This window comes from Pseudomonas simiae (genome assembly GCF_000934565.1).
In the GTDB taxonomy this organism is placed as follows: domain Bacteria; phylum Pseudomonadota; class Gammaproteobacteria; order Pseudomonadales; family Pseudomonadaceae; genus Aquipseudomonas; species Aquipseudomonas simiae.
The window spans coordinates 2,859,146-2,872,798 of the sequence record NZ_CP010896.1 but is presented as its reverse complement, the minus strand read 5'-3'; the positions used below and the strand labels follow the sequence as shown (position 1 = coordinate 2,872,798).

Genomic DNA, 13,653 nt, shown 5'->3' with positions numbered 1-13,653 from the left:
GGACCGCCTCTTGTCCAACCCTACTCCTCAGCCCTCCTCGCCACCCCGCGCCCTGCGCTGGGCCGTGGCGGGGTCGGTGGTCGTGATGATCGCCGCCGGTGGCCTGTTCTATTACGCTTCGCAACTGGCGGCCAGCAAGCGCCAGACCAACCACAATGAAATCGCGGTGACCCTCCATGGCCACGCCTGCGAGCCCAATGAACTGAGCGTGCCCGCTGGCCGCGCCAGCTTTCGCATCATCAACCGCTCCGACCGTGCAGTGGAATGGGAAATCCTCGACGGTGTGCTGGTGGTCGAAGAACGGGAAAACATCGCCCCAGGCCTGAGCCAGGTGATCAACGCCAACCTGCTGCCCGGCGACTACGCTATCACCTGCGGCTTGCTGAGCAATCCCCGCGGTACCTTGCACGTGACGCCGACCGCGGAATCCGACGCGCAAGCCAAGGCCAAGCCGTCGATGGTGGCGTTTATTGGGCCGCTGTCGGAGTTCCGTGTGTACCTGAGCGGCCAGGGCAGTGCATTGATCAAGGCCGTAACCGCGTTGCAACAAGCCATCGACGCTGGCGACCTGGCCCAGGCTCAAGCGCTCTACGTTCCGGCGCGCGAGGCTTACCAACGGCTGGCCCCGGCGTCGCAACGCCTGGCGGAGCTGGACAACGCGATCAACGCCCGCGCCGACTATTTTGAAAAGCGCGAGCAAGACCCGGCCTTCAGCGGTTTCCACCGGCTCGAATACAGCCTGTTCCAGCAACGCAGTCTCGACGGCTTGGCGCCGATTGCCCAGCGTCTGCTGACCGACGTCACCACCCTCAAGCAACAACTGCTCGCCCAGTCACTGCCGCCGGAGCAACTGGTCAGCATTGTGGTGCGCAACCTCAACAGCCTGGCCGATGTACGTGCCGTCAGTGGTGAAGAGGAACGCTACAGCCATGTCGACCTCAATGGTTTCGCCGCCAACCTGGAAGCTGCGCACAAAGTCGTCGACCTGATGCGCCCCTTGCTGACCAAGTCCGCCGCCGACCTGCTGCCTAACGTGGACAGCGCCCTTACGGCCTTCGACAGCCAACTCAACGAATTGAAAGTAGACGGCCAGTACCGCCACTACGACAGCGTCACCGCCGATCAGCGCCAGCAGATCGCCGACAAGGCCAAGGCTCTGGCCGCTGCACTCGATGGAATCGACCCCGCCCTTGGCCTTTCCGGCCTGAAGTGAAGACGACCGCACACATGAGTGATTCAGGACAATTTGACCACCAACGCCGCCGTGTCTTGCTGGGCATGGCCGCCACCGGCGCCGCCATTGCCGGCAGCGCCCTGACCTGCCCGGCCATGGCCGCCGCCGCGGAACAAGTCACCACCGCGCCGCGCAGCGACAAGACCCAGGATCACCACGACTTCTTCGGCATCCACCAGAGCGGTATCGTCACCCCGCGCCCAGCCTGCGGCATGCTTGTGGCATTCGATGTACTGGCCAGCGACCGCGAGGACCTGGAGCGCCTGTTCCGCACCTTGAACGCACGCATTGCCTTCCTGATGACCGGCGGCACCGTGCCGCAAGTCGACCCGAAACTGCCACCTACCGACTCCGGTATCCTCGGCCCGGTGGTCACGCCGGACAACCTGACCATTACCGTGTCCGTCGGCGAATCGCTGTTCGATGAGCGCTTCGGCCTTGGCGCGGTCAAGCCCAAACGCCTGAGCCGCATGGTTGGCTTCCCCAACGACGCCCTGGAACCGGCGCAGTGCCACGGTGACCTGAGCCTGCAGTTCAGCTCCAACACGCCGGACACCAATATCCACGCCCTGCGCGACATCGTGAAGAACCTGCCCGACCTGCTGCTGGTGCGCTGGAAACAGGAAGGTAGCGTGCCGCCCCAGGCACCGAGTAAACCTGGCGAACCCGCGCAGAGCGCACGCAACTTCCTCGGCTTCCGTGACGGTTCGGCCAACCCGAACTCCAACGACACCAAGGCCATGGATCAGATTGTGTGGGTGCAACCGGGCAGTGATGAACCGGCCTGGGCGGCCAACGGCAGCTATCAGGCCGTGCGCATCATCCGCAATTTCGTCGAGCGCTGGGACCGTACCCCGCTGCAAGAACAGGAAAGCATCATCGGCCGCATCAAGCCGACCGGCGCACCCATGGACGGCGACAAAGAAACCCAGGTGCCCGACTACAGCAAGGACCCGGAAGGCAAGGTGACCAAGCTCGATGCCCACATTCGCCTGGCCAACCCGCGCACCCCGCAGACTCAGGCCAACCTGATCCTGCGTCGACCGTTCAACTACTCCAACGGCGTCAACAAAAACGGTCAGCTGGACATGGGTCTGTTGTTCATCTGCTACCAGGCTGACCTGGAGAAAGGCTTTATCAGCGTGCAAACCCGGCTCAACGGCGAGCCCCTGGAGGAATACCTCAAGCCGGTCGGCGGCGGGTACTTCTTCACCTTGCCGGGGGTCACGGGACCGAAGGATTTCATCGGGCGCACGCTGCTGGCTGCAACGCACCCCCACACCACTGCCCAGACCTAAAACACACCCCAGAGCGGAAACCGTCCCATGAAAAAGTCGTCTATCGCGTTGTCGTTATTGCTGACCCTTTCGCCGTTGGCAGCCTTCGCCGCTACCGCGCCGCTGGACCTGGTCGGGCCGGTGTCGGACTACAAAATCTACGTCACCGAAGAAATCGGCGAGCTGGTCACCCAGACCCAAGCCTTTACCGACGCCATCAACAAGGGCGACCTGGCCACCGCCAAGAAACTCTACGCGCCGACCCGCGTGCACTATGAGTCCATCGAGCCGATCGCCGAGCTGTTCAGCGACCTCGACGCATCCATCGACTCCCGCGTCGACGATCATGAAAAGGGCGTGACCGCCGATGACTTCACCGGCTTCCACCGCATCGAGTATGTACTGTTCTCGCAGAACACTACCCAAGGCCTGGAAGAGCTGACTGCCAAGCTCAACACCGACGTCAACGACCTCAAGACGCGCGTCGATGGCCTGACTTTCCCACCGGAAAAAGTCGTAGGTGGTGCCGCAGCCCTGCTTGAAGAAGTCGCCGCCACCAAGATCTCCGGTGAAGAAGACCGCTACAGCCATACCGACCTGTATGACTTCCAGGGCAACATCGACGGCGCGAAGAAAATCGTCGACCTGTTCCGTGGCCAGATCGAGAAACAAGACAAAGCCTTCCTGGCCAAGGTCGACAAGAACTTCGCCACCGTGGACAAGATCCTGGCCAAGTACAAAACCAAGGACGGTGGTTTCGAGACCTACGACAAGGTCAAGGAAAACGACCGCAAGGCCCTGGTGGGCCCGGTCAACACCCTGGCAGAAGACCTGTCCACCTTGCGTGGCAAGCTGGGCTTGAACTAAGCGACAGACAAAAAAAGACCCAGTCCCCGGTTGAAGGGGCTGGGTCTTTTTTTTTGCCTGCAGGTTTACAGGATGCGGTACAGCAATCGTTCGATACGAACGCGGCTGACCCGGCGCAGGAACTTGCCAACGGCCTCTGGGTAGTCCGGCAGTGTTTGCAGGTCCTGATAACGCTCGATACGCGTGGTGTGCTGGAAAATCTGCGCCAGTTCGGTGCGTCGCGGCACCAGCCACTCATGCTTGGGATCATCGATCAACAACGCGTTTTCCAGGTCGAGGCGGAACGCGCGCGGGTTGAGGTTGTTACCGGTGAGCAAGGTGTAGCGCTGGTCGATCCACATGCCTTTGAGGTGGTACGTGTTGTCACCGTCGCGCCACAGGTGCAGGTTCAACTGGCCGCTGTCGATCATCGGCTGATGGCGCTTGGCAAAGCGGCGCAAGCTGATTTCGTAGAGGTAGGGCAGCGCAGCAATGACCTTGAACGGCTCGCTGGGCGGGATGTAGAAATCGTTGGCGGTCTTGTCGCCGACAACGATGTCGATCTTCACCCCACGTGCCAGGGCGCGGTTGATTTCGCGGGTGACCGGCAGCGGCAGGTTGAAGTACGGGGTACAGATGGTCAGCTGATGTTGGGCGCTGGCAATCAGTTCGAGGATCACCCGGTTCAGGGGGTTGTTCTTGCCGACCCCGAGCAAGGGGCTGACCGACAGTTGACCATTGGGCAACTGCCCCGCCGTGGTGTCGTAAGTCGCGTGTTTCAGGCGGCTGCGCAAATCGCCGATGTCGTTGCGCAGGCTACGGGTGGTGGGCGGATTGGGCAGGTCCAGGCGATTGACCGCCTTGGATGCCACTAGGCCGTGCTCCACCAGGTGCTGCATGGAATCGGCGAGCGCTTTGTTGTGGATCAGGTGGTAGCGGTCGAAACGGTACTTGTCGAATTTGTGCAAGTACACATTGTTCAGGCTGGCGCCGCTGTACAGCACCGAGTCATCGATCACGAAGCCCTTGAGGTGCAGCACGCCGAACAACTCGCGGGTTTGCACCGGCACGCCGTACACCGGCACTTCGCTGCTGTGGCGCTGGGTCATGGCCTGGTACCAGGCGCTGTTGCCGGGCTGCTTGCCGGCACCGATCAAGCCGCGCTGGGCACGCAACCAGTCAACCACCACCACGATGTCGAGTTCCGGCCGCGCAGCCTTGGCGGCGTGCAGGGCGTCGTAGATCTCCTGCCCCGCTTCGTCCTGCTGCAAGTACAGCGCGACGATATAGATGCGCCGGGTGGCCTGGGCAATCTTCTCCAGCAGGCAGCGACGATAAGCGTCTGCGCTGGACAGCACCTCAAGGGCGTCGGGACTGAGGGGGAAACCGCGCAGTTTGGGCAGCAGGGAGCGTTTGAAGAACGACGGCATAAGGCTCGCAATGGGTCGAATCCGAAGAGGCCCCGAGCTTACACCATGGGGGTGCTCAGGTCTCGCTGCGGCGCATGGAAAAATGTTAATTGACTATGAAGAACGATCGTTCTACTGTTAGCCACATGAACGAAATGAACCGCAATGAAACCCGCGACATTATTCTCGACGTTACTGAGAAGTTGATCTATCGCCATGGCATCGCCGCCACGGGCATGGACTTTCTGGTGAAGACCGCCGGTGTCTCGAGAAAAAGTATTTACCGCTACTTTGCCAATAAAGACGAATTGGTGATTGCCGCCCTGCAACGTCGCGATGAACGCTGGATGCAGTGGCTGCGCGATGAAGTCGAACGCCGTGAAGGCACGGGAGAACGCCTGCTGGCGCTGTTCAGCGCGCTCAAGGATTGGTTCGGCACCGCCGACTTCCGTGGCTGTGCCTTCATCAACACCAGTGGCGAAACCGGTGACCCACGCGACCCGGTGCGCCTGCTGGCCAAGGCCCATAAACAGAAACTGTTCGAGTACGCACTTGAACTGTGTCAAGCACATGGCACCCCCGACCCCGAGCGGCAGGCCGCGCAACTGCTGATCCTGATCGATGGCGCCATTACCGTTGCCCTAGTGATGGGCGATTCAACAGCTGCCGATAATGCGCAATGCATGGCGCGAACGTTATTGGGACTTTGAACCCGCTGGTAGACGCAACTTCCGATAAACCCTATTCATTGAGGAACCGTCCAATGTCATCGACTGCAGAAACACGTCCGCCACTGCCGCCGTTCACCCGCGCGTCGGCCATCGAAAAAGTACGCCTGGCCGAAGACGGCTGGAACTCCCGCGACCCGCAGCGGGTGTCCCTGGCGTACACGCTGGACACCCAGTGGCGCAACCGCGCCGAATTCGCGCATAACCGCGAAGAAGCCAAAGGTTTTCTTACTCGCAAGTGGGCAAAGGAACTGGACTACCGGCTGATCAAGGAGTTGTGGGCGTTTACCGATAACCGCATCGCGGTGCGCTATGCCTATGAATGGCACGACGATTCGGGCAACTGGTTCCGCTCCTACGGCAACGAGAACTGGGAATTCGACGAGAATGGCCTGATGGCCAATCGTTTTGCCTGCATCAACGACCTGCCGATCAAAGAAAGCGAGCGCAAGTTCCACTGGCCGCTGGGCCGGCGCCCGGATGATCATCCGGGGTTGTCCGAGCTAGGGCTGTAAAACAGTTGGGGCCGGTTTGCCGGCCCCAACGCTTAGTCCTGGTTCAACCCCACCCGATACAGCACGCCATCCTCCTCATCCGTCAGTACATACAGAAAGCCATCCGGCCCCTGTCGTACATCGCGGATGCGCGCCTTCAGCCCACCGAGCAAGCGTTCCTCATGGATCACCTTGTCGCCATCAAACTGCAAGCGGATCAACTCCTGGGTGGCCAACGCACCAATAAACACGTTGTGCTGCCAGGGCTTGAAGCGATCCGCATCGTAAAACGCCATGCCGCTGATACCCGGTGATTTTTCCCACACGTGATGCGGCGGTACTGTGCCCTCCACCGTTTTGCCTTTGGCTTCGGGAATCGGTGTCAGCGAGTAATTGATGCCGTGGGTTGCCAACGGCCAACCATAATTCTTGCCCCGCTCGATGATGTTGATCTCATCCCCCCCACGCGGCCCATGTTCGTTTTCCCAGATCGTGCCGCTCCACGGGTTAAGCGCCAGTCCCTGGGGGTTGCGCTGGCCGTAGGACCAGATCTCCGGGCGTACGCCTTGCTGACCGACGAAGGGGTTGTCATCCGGAACGCGGCCATCCGGGTAGATGCGTACGACCTTGCCCTGCAGCTTGTCCAAGTCCTGGGCGGTCGGACGATCGTTGTTTTCCCCCAGGGTCACGAACAGGTAGCCATCGCGGTCGAAGGCCAGGCGCGAGCCGAAGTGGTTGCCGGTCGACAGCTTGGGCTCCTGGCGCAGGATCACCTTGAAGTCGGTCAAGCCACTGAGGTCAGCCGCCAGGCGCCCTCGGCCCACCGCGGTGCCGGCGGTACCGTCCTTGCCGCCACCTTCGGCGTAGGACAGGTAGACCGTGCGGTCCTCCTTGAAGTCCGGCGACAAGACCACATCCAGCAAACCGCCCTGCCCTTTGGCCCAGACTTCAGGCACTCCCTTCAGTGGCGCGGACAGCTTGCCGTCGGGGCTGACAAAGCGCAGGTGGCCAGGGCGTTCAGTCACCAGGAAGCCTTGCTTGTCCGGCAGAAAGGCCACCGCCCATGGGTGGTCCAGGCCTTTGGCGATCGGCGTGGCGCTGATGCTGCCCTGTTCACTGGGGAACTGCTGGGCGTCGGCGGCGTAAGCTGCCGTCAACGGCAGCAGCGTGGTGGCGCAAAGGGCGGCTAGCAGGCTTTTGCGTAGAAACATAAGGCGGAATCCTTACCGGCGATTGCCGTTGGCATCATAAGTGGGGGCTTTGGTTTCGGTGGCTGGGCGGCTGGGCGCGGCATTGCGTTTGGGATAGCTATTGCCGATACCGCCGTTTTCCAGGGTCGGCGTGCGCGTAGTCGGCCCGGTCTGGATACCGCGGACCGCCGGAGCATTCTGTTGGGTACCCTGCATGCTATTGGGATTGGCCCGGTGGATCGGGCCGTTGTTGCCGCTGTTGTTACCGGGCAGGTTTTGCGCCTGGACCATAGGAACAAGGGCCAGACCCAACAACAGGGCTGCAACGTGACGCCTGCAACTGTTCATGACGAAGCCTCTCTGGGGCGAGGAGTACGTGCTTTCGATAACACGCTACGCCTTGGGTTCGGCTTTCGACACTAAATAGTTTCTCATCAGGTGTAACACGATCTGTCCGCGCATCTGACCGGAGAAACTTTTCCCGCCGCTTTCGAGTCACCAGAACACAGCCTCTTCGTAAGGAATCGCACTTATGCCACGGGCAATCTGGAAAGGCGCCATCAGCTTTGGCCTGGTACACATCCCGGTCTCACTGGTCTCGGCCACCTCCTCTCAAGGCGTCGACTTTGATTGGCTGGACAAACGCAGCATGGATCCGGTGGGTTACAAACGCATCAACAAGACCACCGGTAAGGAAGTGACAAAGGACAACATTGTCAAAGGCGTTGCGTTCGAGAAAGGCCGCTACGTGGTGCTCAGCGAAGAGGAAATCCGCTCGGCCCACCCCAAATCGACCCAGACCATCGAGATCATCGCGTTTGTCGCCAGCGACCAGATCCCATTGCAGAACATCGACACCCCCTACTTCCTTGCTCCGGATAAGCGTGGCGGCAAGGTCTACGCATTGCTAAGGGAAACCCTCAGGAAAACCCGCAAAGTGGCCCTGGCCAATGTCGTGCTGCACACCAAGCAGCACCTGGCAGCCTTGATGCCGTTGGACTCGGCACTTGTGCTGGTAATGCTGCGCTGGCCTGCCGAAGTGCGAAGCCTGGACGAACTGGAGCTGGGCAGCGACGTGACCAAGCCGAGCCTGGCCAAGGGCGAGCTGGACATGGCCAAGCGCCTGGTGGACGACATGAGCGCCGACTGGCAGCCCGACGACTACCGCGACAGTTTCCAGGAAAAAATCATGGCGCTGGTGGCCAAAAAGGCCAAGGCCGGCAAGATCGAGGATGTGGAAACCAGCAAAGACAGCGAAGAACGCAAGTCCGCCGATGTGATCGACCTGACGGAACTGCTCAAGCGTAGCCTGGCCGGCAAACCCACGAAGAAGCCTGCCGCGAAGAAATCCACCAAGGCCTCCTAAGTCATGTCCAAGCCCTTGAGCGAATACAACCGCAAACGTGATTTCGGGATAACCGCCGAACCGGCAGGCAGTGCGCCAGCAGGCAAACGCAAAGCCTCGGCGCTGTCGTTTGTGATTCAAAAGCATGACGCACGCAACCTGCACTATGACTTCCGCCTGGAGCTCGACGGCGTACTGCTCAGTTGGGCCGTCCCCAAAGGCCCGAGCCTGGATCCCAGCCACAAGCGCCTGGCCGTCCACGTCGAAGATCATCCCCTGAGCTATGGCGGCTTTGAAGGCAGCATTCCAGCGGGTCAGTACGGTGCAGGCGATGTCATCGTGTGGGACCGCGGCATCTGGCAGCCCCACGATGAGCCCCGCAAGGCCTACGCAGCCGGCAAGCTCAAATTCACCCTGGTCGGCGAGAAGCTCTCCGGTGACTGGGCGCTGGTGCGCACGCGCTTGAAGGGCAGCGGCGACAAGGAACAATGGCTGCTGATCAAGGAAAAGGACCCACAGGCGCGCTCGGCCGACGACTACGATATCGTCCAGGCCCAGCCGAACAGCGTGCTCAGCGATGCCTCAGTGGGCAAACCCAAGACGCGGGCCAAGGCCAGGAAAACCGCCCTCCCCGAGCAATTCACCCCACAATTGGCCACACTGGTGGATCGTGCACCCGAGGGCGATTGGCAATACGAAATCAAGTTCGACGGTTACCGCATGCTCGCACGTATCCAAGCGGGTGAAGTGCGCCTGTTCACCCGCAACGGGCACGACTGGACCGAGCGTCTGCCGCGTCAGGTCAAGGCCTTGCAGGCACTGAAGCTCAAGGACAGCTGGCTGGATGGTGAGGTGGTCAGCCTCAATGGCGACGGCCTGCCGGACTTTCAGGCGCTGCAAAATGCCTTAGATATCGGCCGCAGCCTGGACATTGTCTACTACTTGTTTGACGCGCCCTTTCTCAATGGCGAGGACCAACGCCAGGCGCCGGTCGAGGAACGCCGCGCCGCCCTAAAGGAGGCTCTGGCCGGTAGCCGCAGCACATTGCTGCGCTATTCCGAAGCGTTTACCGCGCACCACCGGGACATCTTTGAAAGCGCCTGCGACTTGGCCCTCGAAGGCGTGATCGGTAAGCGCCTGGGCAGCCCGTACGTTTCCCGTCGAAGTGCCGACTGGATCAAACTCAAATGCCGGCTGTCCCAGGAATTCGTGATCGTCGGTTACACCCGGCCACAGGGTTCACGCAGTGGCTTCGGCGCGCTGTTGCTGGCGGTGAATAACGACACGGGCCTGGTGTACGCGGGCCGTGTGGGAACGGGTTTCGATCAGGCGGCGCTGAAAGCCATTTACGCGCAGCTCACACCGCTGGAGTGCGAGACGTCACCCCTGGCGAAGCCACTGTCCAGCGCCCAAGCGCGTGGTGTGCATTGGGTCAAACCGACGTTGGTCGCGCAGGTGCAGTTTGCCGAGTGGACACGCGAAGGCGTGGTCCGCCAGGCAGCGTTTGTCGGGCTGCGCACCGACAAGCCGGTGGCGCAGGTTGTTCATGAGCAACCACGCACGGTCCACTCAAGGAAGCCGGTGAAAAAAACCAGTCGCGATGTGAACATCACCCACCCAGACCGTGTGATCGATAAACACAGCGGCACACAAAAACAGCAACTCGCGCAATTCTACGACACCATCAGCCAATGGATTCTGCCCTTCCTGCGCCATCGTCCTGTCTCACTGCTGAGAGCGCCCGAGGGTATCGAAGGCGAGCAATTCTTCCAGAAACACTCGGAGCGCCTGGCCATTCCCAACATCAAGCAATTGGATCAGTCTCTCGATCCTGGCCATGCACGCCTGATGGAAATCGACAACGTCGGCGCATTGATCGGCGCAGTACAAATGGGCAGCGTGGAGTTTCACACCTGGGGCGCCACCTCGGACAAGATCGAAACCCCGGACCTGTTTGTGCTCGATCTCGACCCGGACCCGGCACTGCCCTGGAAAGCCATGCTGGAGGCCGCGCAACTCACCCTGTCGGTTTTGGATGAGCTGGGGTTGCAAGCCTTCGTCAAAACCAGCGGCGGCAAGGGCCTGCACCTGATCGTGCCGTTGGCGCGCCGAGACAATTGGGAGACCGTCAAGGCGTTCGCCAAGGCCATCGCCCAGTTCATGACCGAGCAGTTGCCCGAACGTTTTACCGCGACATCGGGCCCCAAAAACCGGGTCGGCAAGATCTTTATCGATTACCTGCGCAATGCCCGCGGTGCCAGCACCGTAGCGGCGTATTCCGTGCGCGCACGGCCTGGCTTGCCAGTGTCGGTACCGGTCAGCCGCGAGGAGTTGGAGGGGTTACGCGGTGCGCAACAATGGACCGTCGCCAATGTGCTGCAGCGCTTGAACGCTTTGAAAGCGGACCCCTGGGCGGGGTATGCCAATCGCCAGAAGATCAGCAAGAAGATGTGGGACAAACTGGGCGCCCATCCACCGGAATGAATGGCGCCCACAAAGCGATCCTCAGATCAGCAGGAAAATAGCTGCCAATCCAGCGAAGATCGCCCATTTTTCCAGGTAGTAGCGCGTACGATTGCGCTTTTTCAGTTCCTTGCCACGCAGGCGGATCTTGTACAGACGCGTGAAGGCGCGATTGAGCCCGCCGGTCTTGTCACCCGCATCGTTGGGCGAACCTGCAGCCGCCATCACGTTACGGCTGAACCAGCGGTTGAACGCAGCCGCCCAGCGGTATTTCATCGGCCGCTCGATGTCGCAGAACAGGATGATGCGGTTCTGCTGCGTGGTGTTTTCGGCGTAGTGGATGTAGGTCTCGTCAAACATCACCGGCTCGCCATCACGCCAGTAATAGTTCTCGCCATCCACATTGATGTAGCAGCCAGGATCGTTCGGGGTGTCCAGGCCCAAGTGGTAGCGGTACGAGCCGGCATAGGGGTCACGGTGGCGCACCAGCTTGGAGCCCGGCGGCAGCTCGGCGAACATCGCGGCCTTGATCGAACCGATGCTCTGCACCAGCTCAGTGGTGCGCGGGCACAGCTTCATCGCTGAAGGGTGACTGTCGCCATACCATTTCAGGTAGAAACGCTTCCAACCCGACTTGAAGAACGAGTTGAAACCCACGTCGTTGTACTGATCCGAGCGCTTGATCTCCCCGGCACGCATCAGGTTCTGGCCTTCCAGGCGAATTTCTTCCCAATGTTCCTGGAGCGGACTCAGGTCGGGAAAATCACTGGGTGACAGATACGGTCGGCTGGGCAGCTTGGAGAAGAGGTAGAGAAAGCAGTTGATCGGTGCCAGGAAGGTCGAATGATCACTGAGCTGGCGACCCAGCTTGTGCCGCACCCGGCCACGCAGATGTACATACGCAATCGAGGCAACGTAAAGAACAACAATGATGAGTTTCAAGGGATTTCGTCACACGTCAGAAGAGAACAGGCTGCTCCTGCATGCCCACAACGGCCGAGGTTGGATAGCAGCACCTGAAATCACAATTCACACAGTCGGCACGACCCGTTGAGGTACAACGGGTTGATGGCCATTGGCAGTTATTTAGCCACAGGTTGTAACCAAAAGTTAACTAAGAATTGTGAAAAGCTGTCGCGTGAGTGTGTTGGGCGCAAGGGTCGACAAGTGTCAGCCTTGGCTATGCGCAGGCAACCATCCAGTGGTAAAAAGCAGCCCCAGCACCTAAAAGGAATGTGTATGCCCTCCCTGATAGACCCGGATGTTCAAGCCCTCCAAGGCGCCTGGGAGCAGACGTCATTGGAAGACAATGGCGTGCTCAACCCCGTCGACGCCCACAGCGCCCCCGGGGCACTGACCACGATTACCGACGACCGCTTTGAAGTGAGGACCACCTCGGGCGAAGTGTTGCTGGCGGGCCGATTCTCCCTCGACAGCAGCACCGTCCCTAAAACCATTACCTGGATCGATTCCATCGGCGAGGATGCAGGTAAGCACTTGCCCGCCAGTTATCGGCTCGACAGGGATGAGTTTGTTTTCATTGCAGCGGATGAAGGCATGCCCAGGCCGACCACATTCAGTACCGGTCCCGGGCAGACCATGCGCACGTTCGTGCGGCGCACCTGAGGGGCAGGCCCTACAAGTTTGCGACGGCATTTTCACGAAGCCTTCACTTTCGGACCTATAGGGTGAAACTTACCTACTCCAGTGAATCCCTTGGCCCGCCTCCCCTCGCGGGCCTTTTTTTGCCTGTGGCACCCCATGACGTTATCCGGGACGTTTGGTGGCGGTCAGCGTAAAACACATCGGCAATTGCGCAGGCTGGTGCTCGTACTGGTCGTACAGTTCTTCGCGGTTGGAGTGCGGATACTCCTGGAGGTTTGTGATCTGCAGGTCTGCGCGGATAGCGGCACTGACCACGTCGCCCAGGGTGTGCACGTACCAATAGGACGTTGGCCCGGCCACTTCGCCCTGCCCTTCGTAGACAATCGACTCCTGCAGCACAAACGGCTCGCGCTGAAAGTAGGAACTGGCCGGCAGGAAAGGGTTTGGCGCCCGTGGATCAAATACCTCCAGAAACGGATGGGTTTCATACATCACCAACGTGCCGCCGGGCTTCAAGGTGCTGGCAACATGACGCATGAACTGCTCCACATCCGGCATCCAGCCCAGCACGCCGATAGTCACCAGAGCGATATCGAAGCGCGCCTGCAAAGAGTGCGGCAACTGGTGGATATCACTTTCTATGAACTCAGGGTTGTGCGGTGAGACTTCGGCCAGTTCACGGGCCTGTTGCAGAAACGCCTGGGATTGATCCACGCCCACGACCGAACGCGCGCCCAGGCCGTACAACGAAAGGCTTTCCCGGCCATTGTTACAGCACAGTTGCACCACATCCTTACCGACTACCCCAACGTCTTGCAGCACGCCGGTAAGCGTGGGGTCCAGGCAAGAAAAGTCAGCGGCGCCGACACTGTTGAGCAGCACGTTCCAGGTGTCGCTGGTTTTGTGCAGGCTGGCGGATTGGTCCCAGGCGTCCTTGTTGCTGGCAATCGCCTGTTGAGCCGAGGGCATGTCCATTGCGTCTCCAGATATTCAATACAGCGGGGCTGCGAAAATAAGCCAAGTGCTCTCGGATTAAAACCCCGCGAAGCGGGCGAAACTTAA

The 13,653-nt window shown here is 60.3% G+C and carries 13 protein-coding genes; 8 read left to right on the top strand and 5 right to left on the bottom strand.

Features of this window, described 5'->3' with window-relative positions; all coding sequences use genetic code 11:
* Nucleotides 1-10 precede the first annotated feature (10 nt).
* From efeO (PF1751_RS12915) to efeO (PF1751_RS12905), 3 genes are read left to right on the top strand one after another with little or no spacing between them, the layout of a single operon-like run.
* Entirely contained in the window at nt 11-1,213 is a 1,203-nt protein-coding gene (efeO, locus tag PF1751_RS12915; RefSeq protein ID WP_044287144.1) for an iron uptake system protein EfeO, read from the top strand.
* Between the two features lie 14 nt (nt 1,214-1,227).
* Nucleotides 1,228-2,532: an iron uptake transporter deferrochelatase/peroxidase subunit gene (gene efeB / locus PF1751_RS12910; protein WP_010210606.1), complete on the top strand. Its 1,305-nt coding sequence runs from the start codon at nt 1,228-1,230 to the stop codon at nt 2,530-2,532.
* Between the two features lie 27 nt (nt 2,533-2,559).
* Nucleotides 2,560-3,378, top strand: coding sequence for an iron uptake system protein EfeO (gene efeO, locus PF1751_RS12905; RefSeq protein ID WP_010210607.1), 819 nt, complete (start codon nt 2,560-2,562; stop codon nt 3,376-3,378).
* A 65-nt stretch (nt 3,379-3,443) separates the two neighbouring features.
* Here efeO (PF1751_RS12905) and pssA read toward each other — a convergent pair whose 3' ends face one another.
* The gene (gene pssA, locus PF1751_RS12900; protein WP_021491988.1) at nt 3,444-4,787 is read right to left on the bottom strand and encodes a CDP-diacylglycerol--serine O-phosphatidyltransferase; all 1,344 of its coding nucleotides are present in this window, start codon (nt 4,785-4,787) and stop codon (nt 3,444-3,446) included.
* Nucleotides 4,788-4,912: 125 nt separating this feature from the next.
* On the opposite strand from pssA, the gene PF1751_RS12895 reads away from it, so the two are divergent.
* Together PF1751_RS12895 and PF1751_RS12890 are read left to right on the top strand one after the other, a co-directional pair.
* Nucleotides 4,913-5,476 carry a TetR/AcrR family transcriptional regulator gene (locus PF1751_RS12895; protein WP_021491987.1) on the top strand — a complete coding sequence of 188 codons (564 nt, stop codon included), beginning with the start codon at nt 4,913-4,915 and terminating at the stop codon, nt 5,474-5,476.
* A 53-nt stretch (nt 5,477-5,529) separates the two neighbouring features.
* A complete protein-coding gene (locus PF1751_RS12890) occupies nt 5,530-6,009 on the top strand; it encodes a nuclear transport factor 2 family protein (protein WP_021491986.1) in 480 nt (159 codons plus the stop codon).
* Between the two features lie 32 nt (nt 6,010-6,041).
* Here the strand turns inward: PF1751_RS12890 and PF1751_RS12885 are convergent, their stop codons facing one another.
* Nucleotides 6,042-7,199: a PQQ-dependent sugar dehydrogenase gene (locus tag PF1751_RS12885; protein ID WP_010210611.1), complete on the bottom strand. Its 1,158-nt coding sequence runs from the start codon at nt 7,197-7,199 to the stop codon at nt 6,042-6,044.
* Between the two features lie 12 nt (nt 7,200-7,211).
* The gene (locus tag PF1751_RS12880) at nt 7,212-7,526 is read right to left on the bottom strand and encodes a hypothetical protein (protein WP_031290812.1); all 315 of its coding nucleotides are present in this window, start codon (nt 7,524-7,526) and stop codon (nt 7,212-7,214) included.
* Between the two features lie 184 nt (nt 7,527-7,710).
* Here PF1751_RS12880 and ku point away from each other — a divergent pair, with 184 nt between their 5' ends.
* Entirely contained in the window at nt 7,711-8,544 is an 834-nt protein-coding gene (ku, locus tag PF1751_RS12875) for a non-homologous end joining protein Ku (RefSeq protein ID WP_010210615.1), read from the top strand.
* Between the two features lie 3 nt (nt 8,545-8,547).
* Nucleotides 8,548-11,007, top strand: coding sequence for a DNA ligase D (ligD, locus tag PF1751_RS12870; protein ID WP_044287143.1), 2,460 nt, complete (start codon nt 8,548-8,550; stop codon nt 11,005-11,007).
* 21 nt (nt 11,008-11,028) lie between these two features.
* Here the strand turns inward: ligD and lpxO are convergent, their stop codons facing one another.
* Nucleotides 11,029-11,928, bottom strand: a complete 900-nt coding sequence (gene lpxO / locus PF1751_RS12865) for a lipid A hydroxylase LpxO (RefSeq protein ID WP_010210619.1) — start codon at nt 11,926-11,928, stop codon at nt 11,029-11,031.
* Between the two features lie 297 nt (nt 11,929-12,225).
* Between lpxO and PF1751_RS12860 the strand changes: the two genes are divergently transcribed.
* Entirely contained in the window at nt 12,226-12,612 is a 387-nt protein-coding gene (locus tag PF1751_RS12860; protein ID WP_010210620.1) for a TIGR03067 domain-containing protein, read from the top strand.
* A 141-nt stretch (nt 12,613-12,753) separates the two neighbouring features.
* Here the strand turns inward: PF1751_RS12860 and PF1751_RS12855 are convergent, their stop codons facing one another.
* On the bottom strand, nt 12,754-13,566 hold the full coding sequence (locus PF1751_RS12855) for a class I SAM-dependent methyltransferase (protein ID WP_044287142.1): 813 nt from the start codon (nt 13,564-13,566) through the stop codon (nt 12,754-12,756).
* Nucleotides 13,567-13,653: the final 87 nt, after the last annotated feature.